This is a genomic window from Streptococcus sp. CCH8-H5 (assembly GCF_001556505.1).
Lineage (GTDB): Bacteria > Bacillota > Bacilli > Lactobacillales > Streptococcaceae > Streptococcus.
In genome coordinates this window covers 119,035-138,351 of record NZ_LSIZ01000032.1, presented here as the reverse complement: position 1 = coordinate 138,351, position 19,317 = coordinate 119,035, and the positions used below count along the sequence as shown (strand labels likewise).

General features: G+C 38.9%; 21 protein-coding genes and 1 pseudogene. 1 reads left to right on the top strand and 21 read right to left on the bottom strand.

The features are described 5' to 3' along the window. Positions 1–10: 10 nt before the first annotated feature. The 17 genes from AX663_RS02320 to AX663_RS02240 all read right to left on the bottom strand — a co-directional run bounded on the left by AX663_RS02320 (position 11) and on the right by AX663_RS02240 (position 14,900). A complete protein-coding gene (locus tag AX663_RS02320; protein ID WP_060972578.1) occupies positions 11–1,822 on the bottom strand; it encodes an NACHT domain-containing protein in 1,812 nt (603 codons plus the stop codon). A 40-nt stretch (positions 1,823–1,862) separates the two neighbouring features. Beyond that, positions 1,863–2,603 carry a class I SAM-dependent DNA methyltransferase gene (locus tag AX663_RS02315; protein ID WP_013991077.1) on the bottom strand — a complete coding sequence of 247 codons (741 nt, stop codon included), beginning with the start codon at positions 2,601–2,603 and terminating at the stop codon, positions 1,863–1,865. A gap of 207 nt (positions 2,604–2,810) precedes the next feature. Beyond that, on the bottom strand, positions 2,811–3,164 hold the full coding sequence (gene rsfS / locus AX663_RS02310; protein WP_060972577.1) for a ribosome silencing factor: 354 nt from the start codon (positions 3,162–3,164) through the stop codon (positions 2,811–2,813). Between the two features lie 23 nt (positions 3,165–3,187). Next, the gene (yqeK, locus tag AX663_RS02305; protein ID WP_060972576.1) at positions 3,188–3,778 is read right to left on the bottom strand and encodes a bis(5'-nucleosyl)-tetraphosphatase (symmetrical) YqeK; all 591 of its coding nucleotides are present in this window, start codon (positions 3,776–3,778) and stop codon (positions 3,188–3,190) included. After that, a complete protein-coding gene (locus AX663_RS02300) occupies positions 3,775–4,407 on the bottom strand; it encodes a nicotinate-nucleotide adenylyltransferase (RefSeq protein WP_002884372.1) in 633 nt (210 codons plus the stop codon). Before AX663_RS02300 ends, yqeK begins: the two co-directional genes overlap by 4 nt. Positions 4,408–4,514: 107 nt before the next feature. Next, positions 4,515–4,832: a ribosome assembly RNA-binding protein YhbY gene (gene yhbY / locus AX663_RS02295; RefSeq protein ID WP_002884193.1), complete on the bottom strand. Its 318-nt coding sequence runs from the start codon at positions 4,830–4,832 to the stop codon at positions 4,515–4,517. Positions 4,833–5,067: 235 nt separating this feature from the next. Next, on the bottom strand, positions 5,068–6,186 hold the full coding sequence (gene yqeH, locus AX663_RS02290; RefSeq protein ID WP_060972575.1) for a ribosome biogenesis GTPase YqeH: 1,119 nt from the start codon (positions 6,184–6,186) through the stop codon (positions 5,068–5,070). Then, complete coding sequence (locus tag AX663_RS02285) at positions 6,186–6,713, bottom strand: YqeG family HAD IIIA-type phosphatase (protein ID WP_002891674.1); 528 nt, start codon at positions 6,711–6,713, stop codon at positions 6,186–6,188. Before AX663_RS02285 ends, yqeH begins: the two co-directional genes overlap by 1 nt. Positions 6,714–6,849: 136 nt before the next feature. After that, positions 6,850–7,767, bottom strand: a complete 918-nt coding sequence (locus AX663_RS02280; protein WP_060972574.1) for a DMT family transporter — start codon at positions 7,765–7,767, stop codon at positions 6,850–6,852. Between the two features lie 76 nt (positions 7,768–7,843). Next, complete coding sequence (locus tag AX663_RS02275; protein WP_060972573.1) at positions 7,844–8,227, bottom strand: hypothetical protein; 384 nt, start codon at positions 8,225–8,227, stop codon at positions 7,844–7,846. A gap of 89 nt (positions 8,228–8,316) precedes the next feature. Beyond that, positions 8,317–9,663 (bottom strand): PTS cellobiose transporter subunit IIC, encoded by a 1,347-nt coding sequence (gene celB, locus AX663_RS02270; RefSeq protein WP_037599149.1) that lies wholly within the window; start codon positions 9,661–9,663, stop codon positions 8,317–8,319. 60 nt (positions 9,664–9,723) lie between these two features. Further along, positions 9,724–10,230 (bottom strand): hypothetical protein, encoded by a 507-nt coding sequence (locus AX663_RS02265; protein WP_004183299.1) that lies wholly within the window; start codon positions 10,228–10,230, stop codon positions 9,724–9,726. Positions 10,231–10,259: 29 nt separating this feature from the next. After that, positions 10,260–10,574 (bottom strand): PTS cellobiose transporter subunit IIA, encoded by a 315-nt coding sequence (locus AX663_RS02260; RefSeq protein WP_003096270.1) that lies wholly within the window; start codon positions 10,572–10,574, stop codon positions 10,260–10,262. 9 nt (positions 10,575–10,583) lie between these two features. Further along, positions 10,584–12,566 (bottom strand): BglG family transcription antiterminator, encoded by a 1,983-nt coding sequence (locus AX663_RS02255; protein WP_155123762.1) that lies wholly within the window; start codon positions 12,564–12,566, stop codon positions 10,584–10,586. 157 nt (positions 12,567–12,723) lie between these two features. Next, entirely contained in the window at positions 12,724–13,038 is a 315-nt protein-coding gene (locus AX663_RS02250) for a PTS cellobiose transporter subunit IIB (RefSeq protein WP_003096262.1), read from the bottom strand. A gap of 131 nt (positions 13,039–13,169) precedes the next feature. Then, positions 13,170–13,409, bottom strand: a complete 240-nt coding sequence (locus AX663_RS02245) for a SemiSWEET transporter (RefSeq protein ID WP_004183305.1) — start codon at positions 13,407–13,409, stop codon at positions 13,170–13,172. A 54-nt stretch (positions 13,410–13,463) separates the two neighbouring features. Continuing rightward, complete coding sequence (locus AX663_RS02240; RefSeq protein WP_037599147.1) at positions 13,464–14,900, bottom strand: 6-phospho-beta-glucosidase; 1,437 nt, start codon at positions 14,898–14,900, stop codon at positions 13,464–13,466. A gap of 157 nt (positions 14,901–15,057) precedes the next feature. Between AX663_RS02240 and AX663_RS02235 the strand changes: the two genes are divergently transcribed. After that, complete coding sequence (locus AX663_RS02235) at positions 15,058–15,423, top strand: hypothetical protein (protein WP_037599146.1); 366 nt, start codon at positions 15,058–15,060, stop codon at positions 15,421–15,423. 101 nt (positions 15,424–15,524) lie between these two features. On the opposite strand, the gene gatB is transcribed toward AX663_RS02235, so the two are convergent. The 4 genes and pseudogenes from gatB to AX663_RS10260 all read right to left on the bottom strand — a co-directional run. Then, positions 15,525–16,967, bottom strand: coding sequence for an Asp-tRNA(Asn)/Glu-tRNA(Gln) amidotransferase subunit GatB (gatB, locus tag AX663_RS02230; protein WP_003018306.1), 1,443 nt, complete (start codon positions 16,965–16,967; stop codon positions 15,525–15,527). After that, complete coding sequence (gene gatA, locus AX663_RS02225; RefSeq protein ID WP_060972571.1) at positions 16,967–18,433, bottom strand: Asp-tRNA(Asn)/Glu-tRNA(Gln) amidotransferase subunit GatA; 1,467 nt, start codon at positions 18,431–18,433, stop codon at positions 16,967–16,969. Before gatA ends, gatB begins: the two co-directional genes overlap by 1 nt. Continuing rightward, the gene (gatC, locus tag AX663_RS02220) at positions 18,433–18,735 is read right to left on the bottom strand and encodes an Asp-tRNA(Asn)/Glu-tRNA(Gln) amidotransferase subunit GatC (RefSeq protein WP_002884769.1); all 303 of its coding nucleotides are present in this window, start codon (positions 18,733–18,735) and stop codon (positions 18,433–18,435) included. Before gatC ends, gatA begins: the two co-directional genes overlap by 1 nt. A 196-nt stretch (positions 18,736–18,931) precedes the next feature. Continuing rightward, positions 18,932–19,315, bottom strand: a pseudogene (locus tag AX663_RS10260) (glycosyltransferase); the annotation flags it as partial. Positions 19,316–19,317: the final 2 nt, after the last annotated feature.

Here is a 19,317-nt window from a genome sequence, read left to right as displayed (position 1 = left end):
CCTTTGTCTGTTAAATTGAATCTATTATATTCTGTAGACTCCGTTTTTGAGTGGTTGTTTCCTCAACGAATTTAATTGACCATTCTTTTAAGTAATTGTGTCTACTAAAATACCAGCCATTTACCCACTTATTTATCAAACATTTTTCATCATCTGTCAACATGTTATAATTTTTTCTTTCACCTATCTTCCAATTAGATACTATACTAGCCTCTAATTTTTTTATACTTTCAAAATCACTTATTGACAAAATATTTACGCCTATGTTATCAAATATTAAAAATTGCAAAGTGAAGTAGAAGTAAACTTCATTTGTTAGTGAAAATCCTAATACAGATTTACTTCCTCTGCTGCCTTTGTCACAGATAAAGTATTTAAAACATGTACTAATTCTCTCTGCGATATCTCCCATTCTCCTATACTTTTCATCTATACTTTCTATAATTGGAATACATAAATTTTTGAAAGTTCTTTCTTTCTGTATCGTGAAAAGTGCATTCATAAAAGTTCTGTGGGAACTAATATTATTTCTATCTGCTTCAGACCACTTAACTAATATCTGTCTTTGAAGTTTATCATCTAGTTGATTAATACCTACTGCAGCAAAGTATTCTTGGAAAGAACGATGAGAGAACTTTAAACTAACACCTTCTTGAAGCATCATGCAAGCACTGTGAGTCGCATCATAAACTATATCATTCGTCTTTAATTCAAAGTTATTTTTTAAACAATATTTAGTAATTATATCATCAAGTGTAGTTCTATCGAAATCTACTTTCCCATCAAAGAATGTTTTCAAACCAATGTATGCTAATATATTTCGAAATTCCTCAGGGGTTAATTTTGCTTTTAGTTCTCTTTTGTATCCTGATTTAGATGCATCATGTCTTTGGTACAATGTATAAAAGGCCTGATTGTAAAAATCAGTTAAATTATTTGGAATAGAAGCCCCAGCTTCATAAGTCATTAACATAATCGTTAACAGGAGTGGGATAGAGGCAAAAGATTTATGAGTATCATATAAATGACCATTTAATTCTTTATGAAAACGTTTTTTTACTTTTTCATCATACTTCAGTTTATTGATTAAAGCTAGTGCCTGTACCTTATCCATTTTACTAATTTCATACTCAATAAATTGATTCCATCCTATAAATTCCTCAGACGGTCTTGAAGATAAAACATACCGATTTTCATTGTATAAAGTTACAAACTCTTTAATCTCTCTATCTAACCACGAACGTTTTGACGGATTTACTTCATCTAATCCGTCAAAAATTATTGTATATCTTCCAGCATTTAAAGTCACCTCAAAATATTGCTTTTCTAAATCTAAATGATGGCTTCGAATCTCATGATAAATAAAATCAATTAACCTGTTGTCCAAAAACTCAAAATCATTAAGAGATTTTAACTCAATAAAAATTGGAATTGATGTAGCTTGTTGTATTTGGTCGATAAAAATATGTTTTACAAGCATTGATTTACCAATCCCACCAGTTCCTGTCAAAATAATATTAGACGACTTATTAAAAATCTGCTCAGTATTATCAGTTTCTAGCTTTTCTAAATCAGCGCTATTCAAATAAACATGTTCATAGAAATCATATATAAACTTACCTTCGTTTTTATAAAGCAATGTTTTAACTTTAGAATATTTATCATAAGTAAATTTTAAATAATTCTGATAAACAACACCTAACTCCTCTTCTGTTTTAAACTGTAAGTCCTTATAAATTTGCTTTAACTTTTGATAAATTTTGGGTATATTGGTAATCACTTCTTTTTCAATAATTTCACCAAATGGTACTGGTATACTCATTTTTCCTTACCTCCTAAGCATAAGATTAACAATATTTTATTTACTTCTGTGCCACAAAGAACCAACGTGCACTAGTTTCAGTAGGTTCCTTATCCTCGAAATCGGCGTAAAGCTTGAAGGATTTGAAGCCAGCCTGCTCCAGCAAGATATCATAAGTCAAGACCTCATAGGTACGCTCCTCATGCACCTCATCATGACGGCTAAAGCTCCCATCTTCCTCTTGAACAAAGAAGGTCAATTCATGGACGATAGAATGCGGAGCCGCATCCTCGTAAGTATCCCAAAGCATAGCAAAGTCTTCTGCATTTTCATGATAGGAATAGCCAGGGAAAACCTCATCTGTCTGGTAGGTCGAATGCACATCAAAGATAAAGACACCATCTTCATTAAGTGCATTGTAAACCTCTTTGAAGACGTCCCCAACCTCTACTTCGTCTTGCATATAGCAGATTGAGTCTGAATAACAGGTCACAAAATCATACTTGCCAGCTTGTGATAAATCCAGCATGTTGCCTTCAATAAAATCGATTTTCTGCTTGGCAGAAGACGCACGCTTCTCCGCAATCTTCAACATATCAGCACTCAAATCAAGTCCAGTGACATCAAAACCAGCTTGAGAAAAACGTACCGATTGAATCCCTGTTCCACAAGCCAATTCAAGCAATTTCTTTTTGTCCTTAGTCTTTGGCAAATGACGGAGGGAAAAATCCGTCCACAAATCGTAAAGACTGTCATCCATAACAGCGTCATAGACCGCCGCAAAAGTTTCATAAGTAGCCATAAATCAAGATACAAAGAGCGTCAAAAGCACAGAGAAAATAGGAAAATTTCTGCCGTATCGCCAGTACAAAGAAAGTTTATCTTTATCTCACAGCTTTTAGCTCGTGTTCAGTTGACAAATTAACTAAACACGAGGCCCTATCCTTTCTTTCCATTAGATTTTCAATTAAGCAACAAAACCCAGTTGTCGCCAACTGAGTTCAATTTCTTATGCCAAATAAGCTGACACATCCACCATTGGTGCTTCATGCCAGAGTTTTTCGAGGTTATAGTGTGCACGCTCATCTTCTGTAAAGATGTGAACAACGACGTCGTTAAGATCCAAAAGAATCCAACCACCCTTATTGTCACCTTCCATGTGACTAGCGTCCACACCAGCTTCTTTAACTTTCTCACGAATGTTGTCCGCAATAGCTTCCAACTGACGGCTATTCATGGCACTCAAAATAACAAAGTAATCTGTTAGGCTAGTAAGACCATACAAATCTAGGGCAACGATGTCTTCAGCTCGCTTTTCATCAGCAGCTTTGACAACCAATTCAAGTAATTCTTCTTTAGTCAATGATATTCTCCAGTAATTTGTTATTAATCTTTTAAGTAATGCACAAAAGCATTATAGGTTTCCAAGGTTTGTGGGAAAATCGGTAAGGCCTGATGAGCCAAGTGTTCCACGGTATGAACTGCCTCAAAAGCAACGGCCTTATCCAAGGATTGCTCTGCTACTTGTCTAGCTTCCTCTACCAAAGGGAAATTACGGTTATGCTCAATATAATCAGCCACATAGACAATCTTATCTAGGGTTGACATTTCATGGCTTCCGACGGTATGGATTTCAATACTGCGTAGAATTTCGGGGTCAGTCAATCCCAAATCTTCTTGGATTTTGTAAATCCCAACCATGCCATGCCAGACATTATTCCCCCAATTTTTCAATTCAGGATCAAGCTTATATTTATCAATAAGCCCCAAGAATTCCTGATCTGGAAGTTCCTTGGCATAATCATGAAGCAAACCAGCCAATCCGGCTTTCTCAGTATCATATCCGTACTTTTCAGCAAGAGCAATAGCAGCTCGCTCAACACCCAGAACATGATTGAAGCGTTTAGGGCTCATGACCGCTCGAACTTTTTCAAGAAGTTCTTCACGAGAATAGTCTAGGTATTTTTCATAGGTCATTTATAGAGCCCCGCTTTCTTGATGTAGGCAAGTACAGACTGTGGCACCATAAAGTTAGGTGTGCGATCCTTCTTAATGTAGGCTCTGACTGCACTTGAACTAATATCCATAAGGGGCACATCCACCCAAATAACTGGGTAAGAGGTTCCAGCCTTATACTTAGGACGCTGAACACCAACAAATTGGACCATCTCGATAAGTTCATCAATTCGATGCCACTTAGGTAGGTATTCGACCATATCCGCTCCAATAATAAAGTAATAATCCGTATCAGGATTAGCCTCTGTCAAGAGCTTCATGGTGTCATAGGTATAGCTGATTCCCTTACGTTCCAACTCAATGGTTTCGATGTCCAATCCTTCGATACCGTTAATAGCCAACATAAGCATATTAAGGCGGTGTTTTTCATCAATGGTCTCTTTTTTATCGACATGAGGTGGCTCATATTCAGGCATGAGAAGAACTTCATCGAGGCCCAACTGCTGACGCACCTGATCAGCAACAACCAAGTGGGCATTATGAACAGGATTGAAATTTCCACCTAATATTCCCACTTGCTTACGGCCTGTATCTTTGATTTCTTCCTCTAGTTGAACCTTTGTAAATGGGGTTACGAGATCTAGTGCCATGTACGCCTCCTCTTTTTCAAGCATTATACAACTGTCTTAAGGCTAGCTTTAATGCTTCAAAAGTGTTCCTATACCTTAGTTTGTCCTTCACCAAGCAAAGTCGGCAACTATTTTTGGATTGCTTTGACCTTTGGTGACAACTTACGATTTTCTTTTTTAGCTGATTCTTTATAGAGAATCAAGATACGTCCAATCTTAAGGACTGTATCACAGCCAATTTCTTCTTCCAAGATTTCAGCAACCTCATGAATATCTTCCATAGTATTTTGGAGTAGGGTTACTTTAATCAATTCACGGGCATCAAGAGCGTTACGAACGCTAGTTTTGATGTGGTCGTTAAGACCATTTTTCCCGATTTGTACAATAGGTTTAAGGGTGTGTGCTTCCGATTTGAGGAAGGCACGTTGTTTTGATGTTAATGACATGTTTATTCCTTTTAATTTTTTTGCTGTTTTTCTTAGGTGATACGGACGCTAGCAAACCTTCGGTTTCATAGCTAATTTTTGAACCTAGGGTCTCAAAAATTCCGAATCCAAGTCACATTTTATGTTACTTGGACTATCACTGCGAAAAATACATCGTTTGCTCATGACGTAAATCTAGGCAAACCTCATGTTCATTGAAAAGACTCTTTTTATACTTTTAACTACTTAATTAAGTTTAAATAATCGCTTTTCGTACGACAACGCCAACACCTTCTGGTGCCCAAGCAGCAACGATGGTTGGTTGGGCAGCTTTTCCTTGGACACGGATCCATCCTAATCCTGAGAAGACAATGTCTGTCTTATCTTTGACAGTGAACTCGTGACGGACAAGTTTCGGAAAATCGGCAAGATCCTTTGGCCCAGGAGGCATGAGGAGACTTCCAACATGCTTATCATAGAAGGCATCTGCGCCTTCAAGTTTGGTACGATGTAGCTTCAAGTTATTATCAAAGAAGGCTGTAAAACCTTGCTTATTCCCATCAATAAAGTCAAAACGTCCAAGACCGCCTAGGAATAGGCTTTGTCCTGCATTTAACTGGTAAGTTTTTGGCTTAATTTCCTTCTTAGGACTAACATACTTGAGATCCTTCGCTGACAGATAGTGTGCCATCTGGTGTCGGTGAATAATTCCTGGTGTATCAAAAATATAGCTACCGTCATCCAAAGGGATTTCAATCTTATCAAGGGTCGTTCCTGGAAAACGAGAGGTTGTGATAACATCTTTATCACCAGTAATTTCTTTGATAATGGCATTGATTAAGGTTGATTTACCAACATTCGTCACACCAACAACATAGACATCACGACCCTTACGGAGGTTTTCAATACGTTGGATTAGCTCTTTAATGGCGTGGTGATTTTGGGCAGACGTCAACATGACATCCACCGGACGCATCCCTTCTTCGTGGGCACGTTCTGTCAACCATTGGGTTACCTTACCATCTTTAACAGATTTAGGCAGGATATCCTTTTTATTTCCAACCAAGAGCACATCATTACCCGAAACAAAGCGTGATAAGCCTGGTATGATTGATCCATTAAAATCAAAAATATCAACGACATTGACAACGAGGGCATCACTATCACCAACTTCATGAAGCAATTTTAAAAATTCATCATCTGTGATGTGGACGTCCACAATCTCATTGTAATGACGAAGACGGAAACAGCGTTGGCAGTATAACTCACCTGTTTCTTCGGCCTTTTTAATAGAGCTAGCAGGTGTGAAACCTGCTTTTTCTTTATCTTCTGTTTGAATTTGGGCTCCACACCCAATACAAAATAATTCTTCCATTAAATTCCTTTGTTGAAGGTCATTGGACCATATGCTTTTTCAATCTTTTTCCACATGCGACGTTCACGCCAACGGTTAAACTTGGTTACCCAAGCATCTGATTTCACCAAAGGCTTAACCAAAATCGATCGAATTCCAGCTCTGTGGCTAGCTCTGATGTCAGTCATTAGCTGGTCTCCCACCATAACGACCTCGTCTCGGTTAAAGTGGTAACGCTCAATCGCTTCATTAATGCCTTTAGTGAAAGGCTTCATGGCACGACTCACGAAATCCACATGGAAATTGGCAACCGCACGTTCAACACGTTCATATTTATTGTTAGAGACCACAACTACCGGAATATCAGCCTCTGTCATCTCATCCAACCAAGCACGTAGCTCAGGAGTCCCATCAGGGTTGTTCCAAGCAATCAAGGTATTGTCCAAATCGACCAAGACGGCACGAATACCGTGTTCACGTAGCTGGTCAGGTTTCAAATCATAAACAGCCTCCACCATAAAATGGGGCCTATAATCGTCTATAGTCATTTTCTCTCCAAAATGTTAGTTTACCTCTTATTCTACCATATTTTTAAGGTTTATGTGTGAGACTTAAGTCCTATTTTTTAAGAACATCCTTTACAGAACAATAAAGAAAAGAGCCACGATCACTCAGGCTCCAATCTTATCTTTGAATTTTTTCTTGTTTTTTAAGGGCAACTAAATTCTTAAGCGATATGATGATAACAGCAAGAACAATTAAAAACATTCCAACCACATCAATGGCAAAGAAGCGGTCCCCCATAATTAATACGGTCAAAATGACCGACGCTATAGGTTCTACCGAAGCCAAGAGACTCCCTTTGACAGCTCCAACCATGGTTGTCCCCTTAAGGAAAACGGTGTAAGCAAAGACTGTCCCAATGAAGACCAACCCAAAGAGTGCTAGAAGATTTCCACTAGTCAAGGGTAGCTCGTACTTCCAGGCTTGGATAACAATCGGAAAGATTAAACCACCAATCAACAGACCTAAACCAATGACAATCAAACTTCCCCATTTTTCAATAGCCTTAGCAGGCAGTAAGATATAAAGTGCATAGGTCACCGCCGAAAAGAGACCCCAGAACAAGCCCAGAGGTGTAATCGCCAGCTCCCTTATCTGACCATGCGTTGCGATGGTAAAGGTTCCCACAATAGCCATGATAATCGCCACTAGCTCTGCTGCTGTTGGGAACCTACGATATTTTGCACATACAAAAGCCAGGATGATAACTGGGGTGACATACTGCAAGACCGTCGCTGTCCCAGCATTAGTGTATTGAATAGCACTAAGATAGGCGTACTGATTTAGTACCAGACCAAAGAGCGCAAATAAGGCGATACTTACTAAGGTTTTTCTATCTTTAATAGCTTGTACTAATTTGTCTCGCTGCCTAAAAAAGACCGAAGCCGTTAGTAAAATACCAGACAGAAGCAAACGTAAACTCGTCAAAAGATTGACATTAACCCCATGAGCCATCAAGTATTGACCAGAAACCCCTGAGACTCCCCAGGCAATCCCAGCAGTTATGACCATCAGACTACCTTTTAATTGTTTAGACATGTGTTTTCCTCGATTATGATAATGCCTATTTATTATAACACAGGGAGTTGTGAGCCAGGCGATAACTTCAGAAAAATTAAACTGTTTTTCTTGAAGAATTTTCCAGCCACCAACCGACAATCCAGCCAAGGACTAAAAGATAATTCTCAAAAGCTCCAACAGCATTAACAGAGTGATGGTATTGAAGATAGCTAAGGAAATGATTGGTTCCAATACCTAGGCCTCCTAGAATCAAAGCAATCAGAACTGCTCTCAGATAAAACCAATCGTACTTTAGGTTAACGGCAAGGAGGATGACCAGAACCGCCACATTCCAAATACCAATCTCCCTCTGCCATCCAACTGAAATACCGTAACCCGAATGACTTCCCATATAGGTTGGGAAGAATAGCTGAAAAATAATAGCACCAGTCATGGCTAGGATGACAAGGATAAATAGGACTCTTAAGAATTTGTTCATAGGGTTGCTCCTGTTTAAAATATTCTTTATTGAATATCACTAGTATAACAAAAAAGACCTTAACAAACGTTAAGATCTTTAATCATAAATTAAGCTTCTTGTTCTTCTTTTAACAATTTCTTATCGTAAACACGGATGAATGGGAAGTAAACAAGGAAGGCAGCAACTGCACAGACAAGAGCAACCACAACCGCACGGAGGTCTGCAGTTCCTAAGAAGGCTCCGATTCCAACTGGCGTTGGCCATGGAACTTGTGCAATAACAGGATTAATCAAATGTAATGCATTAACAAAGTAGTAAATAGTAGCTGTAACCATTGGCGCCAAGATAAATGGAATTGCTAATGCTGGATTATAGATAATTGGCAAACCAAAAATCAAAGGTTCATTAATGTTGAACAATGCTGGAACAACTGAGGCACGTCCAATCGCTTTTAGTTGCTCTGACTTAGCAGCAAAAGCAATGTATAGACAAAGGCCAAGAGTTGCACCTGATCCACCAGCGATAACAAACATGTTAGAAAATTCACCAGCTACAGCATAGTGTCCACCAGCAGCATTTTCTGCCATGTTAGCAAGTGCGATCGGGTTAACGAAAGCAAAGATAATGTTCGCGCCATGAATCCCCACAATCCAGAGAAGTTGAGTTAAAAGATAAATAATCATTAATCCAATCCATGAGTTAGTTAGGTTAGCAACAAACCCAAATGGAATAGCAATAACTTTAAAGATGTCAGTTCCCAGCGCTACGAGTGCACCATTAATAAAGATAACTACAAATGCAACGACGAATCCTGGAATCAAGGCTGTAAATCCACGTGAAACTCCTTCTGGAACAGCTTCAGGCATTTTAATAACCCAATTACGTTTTACACATGTACGATAAATAAGGACTGTCACAATAGCCATGATAATAGCTGTGAAAATACCAGTAGTACCAAAGCGAGTAACTCCATTACCCATTGCCCAACCGTCAACAACGACTGCACCTTCTTTTAGGCTACCTACAGCCTTCATCATTCCACCGTCAAAAATGATTTGTGGAACTGTCATAATGAAAGCCATGAGCGCAAGAAGAGCACCGTTAAGAGGATTCATATTTAGTTCTTCTTCTTCTGCATAGATTTTGGTTAACTCATAAGCAAGTGAGAGAACAAAGTAAAGTGAGAGAGAACCCATAGTAGCATAGTTAGCAACCATGTATAGAGAAGTAAACTTATCAAATGAAGCTGAGAAAATATCAGCTACAATTGGCCAGAATGAGAAGGCTTGTGGCAAAATACTAAATACCAAGAACATTGAGCCAACAATAGTAAATGGTACAGCTGCCATACCTGCTGCCGTGATTGCACGTACAACTTTAAACTGAGCAAGTTTCCCCATTGGTCCCATGACATGATTTTCAAGGAAACCAAATAATCCGTTTTGTTGATCCATAATCGGACCTCCTTAATAATAATTATAAATTTATTTCAATAGTTATCCTTTTTCAAGGTGCTATAAGGTCACAGAACTCTTTTCTAACTGGATAAAGCGTTGATAAGCCTTATCTTTACGTTCATATATTTCTTGAATTCTTTTAAGATTTAACAAGCATAGGCCAAAACCTAGTAAAAGAATAACGAAAACGAAGAAACGTGCAGCTTGATTATTTTCAAAAATTGGGAAAAGAGTTGTGAACAAACTCGTCCAAGTTAGAACAAGTAGTCCCATCTGAATAACTGCCTGTGAGCGAATAAACATCTGAGTCACCTTCAAACGTTCATCACGCTTGCCATACAATCGAAACTGCTCAACAGTAGCCAAAATCGCTAATACAATTAATGTAATAGGGAGAACAATAACAAAAGAAGGACGAATAAATTGATTCAAAAGCCAATAAATATTGCCAAAAAAGAAGAGTGCTATTGTATAACGTAGAAGAAGATAGCGATTAAAGAAAGTATTTTTTAATGCTGTCTCCCGACGTTGACGCTCGATTTCTAGTTGTTCTTTTTTTGTCATTGTCTTCCTCCTTGTTTAACTATATATGCTTAGCCAACCTTTCTATGAAGAACCAGCATTTCTTTTGCCACTTCCAATAGAGTCATTGTAGTCATTAAATGGTCTTGAGCATGCACCATAATAATTTCAATCTTGATTTCCACACCACTTGCATAGTCTTGCAAAAGTTTTGTTTGTGCATGGTGTGCTTCTAAAATTTCTTCATTTGAATGGTCTAACTTAGCTTCCGCTTCGTCAAAACGTCCTTCTCGCATATCAGCAAACGCTTCATGAATTTCTGTTCTAGCAGTGCCTGAATGAAGAATAATTTCAAAGGCTGCAACCTGTAGTTCTTCTTGATTCATATGAACCTCCTATGTTATTTTTTCAAAAATTGTAATAAAATCTTCAAAATCCTTGCAATTGATTAATTGCTTTTGTAAGTCATCATTTTCTGTTAAGGAAACTATTTTCTTCGTCACATCCTTCAACCCATCATTACCATATAATGATGGTGATAAAAGAAAAACAAGTTGAATATGTGAACTTTGATTATCCCAAGATATAGGTTCTTGACAGATAGCAACTGAGACTTTAACTTCTTTCCCCAATGGTCTAATGGGATGTGGAACTGCAACTCTTTGGGAAAAGACGACAGAACTTAAGTCCTCACGCTGTTTAATTTCGTAAAGTAAAGATTGTTTGAAATCATCTGATTCACCGACAGATAGACCTTCAGCCATTTCTTCCAATAGTCGTGTTTTATCGCATTTCGTCCATACAAAGAAGTTATCTTGACTAAAGTATTGTTTAAAATTATCGTCTTTAATCCGAGCTACTTCTGAACGATTTCCAATTCTCGAAACTTGCATCTGGTCCATAGCCTGACGGATCTGAGATATTTCTTCGGTTTTAAGAAAAACACTCACTGTAAAAACTGGTATCTGAAAGTAAAGGTTTGATAAATCAACAGCCGATACAATAAAATCAATACCGTCTATTTTTTCTTGGTTCAACTCATAGTAACCTATGACATCAACCACCTCTATACGATTCCCAAGCTCAGATTCAAGACGATTTTTAAGCATTTGAGCAGCTCCAAATCCTGTCGCACAAATCGCCAATACTGAAAATTTATGGTTTTCTTTTCGACGTTCGATAGCAGCCAAGAAATGAAGACAGACATAAACTATTTCATCGTCAGATATAGTAGCCTGTGAAAAAGCTTCCATATTTGCAAGAATTTCCTTGGTCATGAAGAATACATCACTATAATTCTGTTTAACCTCATCTACCAATGGATTACTAAGATTAATATGACTGGCTAAACGTACCTGTAAGGTCATCAAATGAGTTATAAGGCTCTCAATAAGCTGAAAATCCGAAGAAAAGTGATATATATCATCTAACCCTAAGGTTTTAAAGCTTTGGACCACCGAGTCTCTCAGTGCCTCTTTAGAAAACTCTGTTTGATTGTTTTGGGGTAACTGACTTTTAGCTAACAGATGTAGGGTAATATAATCAATCTCTTGAACTGGAAATTCCTGATTGGTTACACTACTGACTCTTGAAAGAATCCTCTTAGCAACCTGGCGTTCAATGTCATTGTCTACCATCTGACAGTCTAAGTTACTAATTTCAAAACCAGACTTGATACGACCTATTGCTAATGCTATATGAACAACTAAATTTTGTAAGACAAAATCCGATAACTTCAGATTAGCTTCCTGACATTCTTCTAAAACAATCTTTGCCAACTCCTCTAATGGAAGATTTTGGTCAAAAAAATTTGACTTCACATAAGTATGCAATGCTTTAAAAAACTGATTTTCCAAGAAATAACTCATAATAAAGCGACGTTTGTCACGTTCTTCACCAGAAACATAGACACCTTTATTCGCTCTACTCTCTATAGTTAAGCTATAGTCAGCTAGCATCTGGCGAATCTTTTTAAAATCATTAGATAAAGTTGATCGACTAACATATAGCTCCTCAACTAAATCATCAAAAAGAACCGGAACCTGTTCAAACAAGAGCTTATTTAAAATGAAGGCTAGACGATCATCACCTTGAGACATAGACGTTTTTGTACTATAATCGTTGCCTAATTCATAGATTAGACGAAAGGTTTGGCAAACTTCTTGACTTTCAAAAATTAGTCGATAGCCTTGTCCTTGTTTTGACACTAACCTAACACCTTGGAGATTTAAGGTTTGATCAATTGATTTCAAGTGATTACGTACAGTTCTATCCGAACAGGACAAGTATTCAGCAAGTTCCTTACTTGTAACATAACGTTCCCTGTGCTTTAACAAGAATTGAAGGATGCCTTTTTCTCTAGTATTTGACACTCTCATATCCTCCTAAAAATGATATTCTCACCTTCCATTATAGGATATTTTCACACCTTAAATTCTTTTTATTGAGCATAAGTCATATTATGAATCATTTATAATTTAGTTAATAGATAATATTAATCAAACCTTGTTATTAACATTATTTCTTTATCAAAGATTAGATGTTTTCTACAATTAAATTAGCCATTTTTTCAATTCCCATTGGAATTGGAATATAAGCTTGCGGTGGAATTTGAACAACTGGTTTTCCGACTTTAGCACCTGCTTCTTCAAACTGTTTAAAATACATTTTTGTTTGAGGACTTACAAGGTACAAATCAAACTCTGATGCTGCAATAGCTTTTCCGCCTTCAGTAGCACTAATAGCGTCAACCTCTATATCCTGACCTTTTCCCTTTAGAAACTCCGTTGTTTTCTTCGCCATGAGTGATGAAGACATTCCTGCCGCACAAATAATCAACGCTTTTGCCATAAGATTTTCTCCTTTAATCTAATCCCATCAAATTGATACCTGATTGGGTTATTTCTTATTTACACTTTAATTATAAAGTAAAGCGCTTACAATTACCATTGCTGATTTTTCCTCAACGATACGGAAAATAATTATTTGTACTTCAATTTATAAATCAAAATAATACCAGATAGCAAGAACGAAACACTATTAGCCAAAATCAAAGGTAAGTCACCAATATGAAGGCCATGGGCAAGCCACAAAGCAATACCAATAACCTGCATAACATACATCCCTAAGGCAATTGATTCAGTATCTTTTGTTTTTACCACACGCACAACTTGTGGTAAAAAGGCAAATGTTGTTAAAATTGCTGCAATGCTACCAATTATATTTATTCTCCTATGTTTACTAAAGAAGCTGGGAATACGCCCAGCTTCTTAATTTTATTCTACCGTTGCACCATTAGATGCAATAACTTCTTTATACCAATTAAATGATTTCTTCGGTGATCGTTCATAACTTCCCTGTCCATCATCATCTTTATCCACATAGATAAATCCGTAACGTTTCCTCATCTCACCGGTACCGGCTGAAACCAGGTCAATACAGCCCCAAGGTGTATAGCCCATTAAATCAACGCCATCTTCAACTACAGCTTTTTTCATTTCACGAATATGGGCACCTAGGTAATCAATTCGATAATCATCATGAACCATGCCATCTGCTTCAACTTGGTCTATGGCACCAAAACCATTTTCAACAATAAAAAGTGGTAGATGATAGTGATCAGTAAACCAGTTTAATGCATAACGTAAGCCCTCTGGGTCAATTTGCCACTCCCACTCAGATGCCTGAACATAATTATTTTTGACCAAATCTTCCGTTTCAAGATAATCGAAATGAGGATTATTCTCACGATGAGAATCGATAGCAAAAGACATATAGTAACTAAATCCAATATAGTCTACTGTTCCTCCAAGTAAATCCTCTTTATCTTGATCTGTAAAATCAACTGAAATTCCTTTACGTTCCCAATACTTGAGAATGTGTTCAGGATATTTACCAAAAACATGTACGTCAGTAAAGTAATAACGTTTTTGCATAGCCTTCATGGCCATTAAAATGTCTTTAGGATTACAAGTTGCAGGATAAATAGGACACATCGCAATCATACAACCAATTTGAAAGTCTGGATTGATTTCATGGCCAATTTTTACTGCTCGAGCAGAGGCTACTAACTCATAGTGTGCTGCTTGATACATAATAGCTTCTCGGTCGTCACCTTCCTCGTATACAATACCTGAGTTCGTAAATGGTGCAAAATCTTCCTGGTAATTGGCCTGATTGTTGATTTCATTGAAGGTCATCCAGTATTTAACTTTATCTTTATAACGTTTGAATACGACTTCTGCAAAGCGAACAAAGAAATCAATCAATTTGCGATTTTTCCACCCACCATATTCTGTAACCAAATGATAAGGCATCTCAAAATGGGATAAAGTAATTACAGGTTCAATTCCATGCTTCAAGCACTCATCAAAAAGATCATCATAAAACTGCAACCCTTCTTCATTGGGCTCTAATTCATCACCCTTTGGGAAAATACGTGTCCAAGCAATTGATGTTCGGAAGCACTTAAATCCCATTTCAGCAAAAAGCGCTATATCTCCTTTGTAACGATGGTAAAAATCTATGGCCTCATGATTTGGATAATATTTACCTTCCAAAACACCCGGTGTAATTTCACGGGCAACTCCATGGCGACCAGCTGTCATGACATCAGCAACACTGATACCCTTACCACCTTCTTGCCATCCACCTTCAAGTTGATGAGCAGCTACAGCACCACCCCACAAAAATCCATCTTTAAAAGTAGTCATCGTTTTTCCTCCTGACTTTGATACTTCTATTATAAACTTCACAAGCGACAATGAAAACGCATTCTTTTTCCATAATACTACGGAAAGTAACAGATTATTTTTTATTTGAAAACGTTTTATAAAAGGAGTATACTATGTCCCATAAGGAGGCAATATTATGAATTTCATACAGTTTTTAATTGCTTTTGCAGGACTTGTTGTTGGAGTTAGTGCTGTTGCTATGCTCTTCTGGTACTTAAGTAAGGCTTTAAAGAAAAACGTCATTGTACGTGACGATAACACCTTTACTATCGTTCATCTTAAGGAGCTAGATCAATACCCTGACTTACTTAAGAATACCGATTTTAAGAAAATGGGAGACTGGACAGCTCATGATAATGGACAGGAATTCCGAGGTACTTCTAATGTCTCTAAAGAAAAACTTCGCCAATGGATTATTGATAAATATCATTTAAAAGCTCATCAAGTTATTGTCACTGTTCCTGAAGAAATGAAGGTTGCTTCAGCTCTTCCTCATTTCTAAAGTCACTTAGTCTTTTTCAAAAACTCCTAACGAGTCGATTCGTAGGAGTTTTTGTATACCCTGCAAAGAAAAAACCAACCTTTCGGCTGGTTGTTTATCTATTACTCTTCTTTCAACTTAGCCAATTCTTGAGCAAGTAGCTTGAGGGCTACTTGTGGGTTGGCTTGGCCTTTGGTTGCTTTCATGAGGAAGCCGGTGAAGGCCTTGTCAGCGTTACGTTTACCTGACTTGAAGTCGGCTACGGCTGCTTCATTGTCTGCAAAGACTTGGTGGATGATTGGGATCAAGACTTCAGGATCTGAAATCTGTACCAAACCAGCTTTTTCAACGTATTCACGCGCACCGCCACCGTTTTTCGCCAAGTGAACGAAGACTTTCTTGGCAATCTTAGATGAAATGGTTCCATCTTCGATGATGGCAATCATTTCGACCAAGTTTTCTGGTGTCAACTTGATTTCTTCAAGCGTTTTGCCTTCTGCGTTCAAGAATTGCGCGACTTCACCTTGGAGCCAGTTAGACACTTGTTTGGCATCTCCACCAAGGGCTACAGCTGCTTCAAAGAAGTCAGAAGTAACTTTCGTCGCTGTCAATTGGTTGGCATCATAGTCAGACAAACCAAGCTCTGCCACGTAGCGAGCACGACGGTCTTTTGGAAACTCTGGCAACTCAGTACGCATTTCCTCAATCCACTCATCTGAGATCTCAAACAATGGAAGGTCTGGTTCTGGGAAGTAACGGTAATCCGCTGCTCCTTCTTTGACACGCATAAGGATAGTACTCTTGTTGGCTTCATCGTAACGGCGTGTTTCTTGACGAATGACACCACCTGAACGCAAGATTTTCGCTTGGCGTTGCACTTCGTATTCAAGACCTTTACGGACGTTTGAGAAAGAGTTCAAGTTTTTCAACTCAGTCTTGGTACCAAATTCCTCTTGACCATATGGGCGAAGGGAAATGTTGGCATCTACACGCATAGATCCTTCTTCCATCTTGACGTCTGAAATACCTGTGTACTGGATGACTTCTTTCAAAGCTGTCAAATAAGCGTAGGCTTCTTCTGGAGAACGCATGTCCGCTTCAGATACGATTTCAATCAATGGAACCCCTTGACGGTTAAGGTCTACGTAAGAGAATCCATCTGTTCCGTGCGTGTTCTTACCGGCATCTTCTTCCAAGTGGGCACGTTCAATCCCGATTTTCTTAGTTGAGCCGTCTTCCAATTGCACTTCAATCCAACCGTTGTAACCGATTGGCTCGTCAAATTGCGAAATTTGGTAGGCCTTTGGATTATCAGGGTAGAAATAGTTCTTACGGTCAAAGTGCATGTGCTGATGGATATCCATATTCAGCGCCAAAGCAGCCTTGATACCAGCATCTACAACACCCTTGTTCAAGACAGGAAGCACCCCTGGGAAAGACCAGTCAATCACATTGGTATTGGCATTTTGCTCGTTCCCAAAGTGGGCAGAGGTTGGTGAGAAAATTTTTGAGTTTGTATTCAATTCAACGTGGACTTCAAGTCCGATGACTGTTTCAAAATTCATTAATTGTCACCTCCGAAAATAAGGGGTTGTTGCTTGTGGTAATCCGTCGTTGCTTCAAAGGCAGCTGCAGCTTGGTAGATTGTTTCTTCAGAATACTTAGGACCAATCAACTGCAAACCAACTGGAAGACCTTGCGCAAAACCTGCAGGAATCGAAATCCCTGGAAGACCTGCCAAGTTGACTGGAATGGTCAAGAGGTCAGCCAGGTACATGGCAACCGGATCATGGTTGAGCGAATCCAAATCAAAGGCCACGCTTGGAGCTGTTGGACCAAGGATAAGGTCGTAATCCGCAAAGACTTTTTCGAAGTCTTGGATAATGAGGGTACGGACTTGACCAGCTTTCTTGTAGTAAGCATCGTAGTAACCAGATGACAAACTAAAGGTACCAAGCATGATACGGCGTTTGACCTCATCGCCAAAGCCTTGGCTACGAGTGTTCACGTAGATATCATCCAAGTTTTTAGCATCTTCCGCACGGAAACCATAGCGAATACCGTCGAAACGCTGCAAGTTTGAAGAAGCTTCAGATGAAGCGATGATGTAGTAAACGGCAACCCCGTATTTAGAGTGAGGCAAGCTGACTTCTTCGACAGTTGCTCCCAATTTTTCAAAGTGTTTGGCCGCATTAAGGATGGTTTCTTTGACTTCTGGGTCGATCCCTTCACCGAGGTATTCCTTAGGAAGGGCAATCTTCATCCCTTTAATGTCTTGACCAATCTTAGAAGTAAAGTCTGCTACACGAACAGGTGCAGAAGTTGAGTCCTTGGCATCTTCGCTGGCAATGACATTGAGCAATTGGGCATTTTCCTTAACCGTTGGTGAGAAAGTACCAATTTGGTCAAGTGAGCTACCAAAAGCAATGAGACCAAAGCGTGAAACTGTTCCATAAGTAGGTTTGAGACCAACAATCCCGTTAAAAGCAGCCGGTTGACGGATGGAACCACCTGTATCTGAACCAAGAGACAAACGGACTTGACCTGAAGCTACAGCTGCAGCAGAACCACTTGAAGATCCACCAGGCACCTTGCTGTGGTCCCAAGCGTTTTTAGTCGCGCCATAGTAAGATGTTTCACCAGATCCACCCATGGCAAATTCATCCATGTTGGTCTTCCCGATGACAATCATATCTTTGGCTTTGGCATTGGCAACAGCTGTCGCATCAAAGATTGGCTCGTAGTTATAGAGCATTTTTGATGCCACAGTGGTCAAGATGCCATCTGTTGAGATATTGTCTTTGACTGCGAGTGGAATACCTGACAAGAGGTTGTCTGCATCGATTCCTTTTTCATCAATGGCCTTAGCTTGTGCAAGGGCAGCTTCTTCAGCCACCGTTACAAAGGCATTGACTGCTTCTTCACGCGCCTTGATATCATCAAGCGTCGCTTGTGTCAATTCCGTTGCCGAGATTTCCTTAGAGACAAGGAGGTCGTGCAACTCTTCAATGGTTTTATTGTTGAATGACATTAGGCATCTCCTCCATCTTCTAGGATAGCTGGTACCTTGATGTAGTAGTTATCTTTTTCAGGTACATTTTTAAACAAGCGGTCACGGTCAGTCCCTTTTTCAGCAACATCCGGACGCAATACGGTCTTGCGATCAGCCATGGTCGTTGTTGGGGCAACACCTGTTGTGTCCACTTCTTCCAACAATTCCACCATGTCGACAATTTTAGACAAGGTTGTCGCAAACTCAGCAGTCTCTTCTGGGGAGAATTTCAATTTTGAAAGATTGGCAACGTGGGTTACCTCTTCTTGCGTAATTTTCATCTTGCTTCCTTTCGTGAAATGATGATTTTTCAATACGTTCTATTTTACCATAATTAGGCCTATTTTGCTTGGAGGATAAAAAAACTGTAGTAACTTTTTTGTCACTACAGTTTACAGAGATAGAGCTTTTTCAAAACACTTATCGTATGGCTATCAAGAGCTTTCTCCAATCCTCTAGGATTTCTGGTTTCAAATACTATTTTGCCAGGTTATATGAGGCTTGGTGCATAGACTCAAGATCACTTTCTAAGGCAAATACAATCTTGTCAGCCATCTGAGAAACGAGTAGGTCCTCATCCAAAGTCTCGCTATAAGGGACCAGATAGCCATTCTCACCATCTTTGATGAAAGTTGGATTGCCATAACGAGCATCAAAACCAACCAAGGCTAGACCTGCTCCCACCGCTTCCATCAGAGTCAAGCCAAAGGTCTCCCACTGAGAGGTGGTGACATAAAGTTCATACTGTGGGTAAACTTCACGCAAATCCGCATGACCCCGAAGTTGGATGAAGTCACCTGCCCCAAGAGTATCAATCAGATCTTGTAGATTCTCTTGCTCGCCACCTTTACCGTAGATGTCAT

Bases quoted from the DNA above. Each gene is read 5' to 3' on its own strand.
- AX663_RS02320 (WP_060972578.1), bottom strand. From the start codon at position 1,822: ATGAGTATACCAGTACCATTTGGTGAAATTATTGAAAAAGAAGTGATT.
- AX663_RS02315 (WP_013991077.1), bottom strand. From the start codon at position 2,603: ATGGCTACTTATGAAACTTTTGCGGCGGTCTATGACGCTGTTATGGAT.
- yqeK (WP_060972576.1), bottom strand. From the start codon at position 3,778: ATGACCTATGAAAAATACCTAGACTATTCTCGTGAAGAACTTCTTGAA.
- AX663_RS02300 (WP_002884372.1), bottom strand. From the start codon at position 4,407: ATGGCACTAGATCTCGTAACCCCATTTACAAAGGTTCAACTAGAGGAA.
- yhbY (WP_002884193.1), bottom strand. From the start codon at position 4,832: ATGTCATTAACATCAAAACAACGTGCCTTCCTCAAATCGGAAGCACAC.
- yqeH (WP_060972575.1), bottom strand. From the start codon at position 6,186: ATGGAAGAATTATTTTGTATTGGGTGTGGAGCCCAAATTCAAACAGAA.
- AX663_RS02285 (WP_002891674.1), bottom strand. From the start codon at position 6,713: ATGACTATAGACGATTATAGGCCCCATTTTATGGTGGAGGCTGTTTAT.
- AX663_RS02280 (WP_060972574.1), bottom strand. From the start codon at position 7,767: ATGTCTAAACAATTAAAAGGTAGTCTGATGGTCATAACTGCTGGGATT.
- AX663_RS02275 (WP_060972573.1), bottom strand. From the start codon at position 8,227: ATGAACAAATTCTTAAGAGTCCTATTTATCCTTGTCATCCTAGCCATG.
- celB (WP_037599149.1), bottom strand. From the start codon at position 9,663: ATGGATCAACAAAACGGATTATTTGGTTTCCTTGAAAATCATGTCATG.
- AX663_RS02265 (WP_004183299.1), bottom strand. From the start codon at position 10,230: ATGACAAAAAAAGAACAACTAGAAATCGAGCGTCAACGTCGGGAGACA.
- AX663_RS02260 (WP_003096270.1), bottom strand. From the start codon at position 10,574: ATGAATCAAGAAGAACTACAGGTTGCAGCCTTTGAAATTATTCTTCAT.
- AX663_RS02255 (WP_155123762.1), bottom strand. From the start codon at position 12,566: ATGAGAGTGTCAAATACTAGAGAAAAAGGCATCCTTCAATTCTTGTTA.
- AX663_RS02250 (WP_003096262.1), bottom strand. From the start codon at position 13,038: ATGGCAAAAGCGTTGATTATTTGTGCGGCAGGAATGTCTTCATCACTC.
- AX663_RS02240 (WP_037599147.1), bottom strand. From the start codon at position 14,900: ATGACTACTTTTAAAGATGGATTTTTGTGGGGTGGTGCTGTAGCTGCT.
- AX663_RS02235 (WP_037599146.1), top strand. From the start codon at position 15,058: ATGAATTTCATACAGTTTTTAATTGCTTTTGCAGGACTTGTTGTTGGA.
- gatB (WP_003018306.1), bottom strand. From the start codon at position 16,967: ATGAATTTTGAAACAGTCATCGGACTTGAAGTCCACGTTGAATTGAAT.
- gatA (WP_060972571.1), bottom strand. From the start codon at position 18,433: ATGTCATTCAACAATAAAACCATTGAAGAGTTGCACGACCTCCTTGTC.
- gatC (WP_002884769.1), bottom strand. From the start codon at position 18,735: ATGAAAATTACGCAAGAAGAGGTAACCCACGTTGCCAATCTTTCAAAA.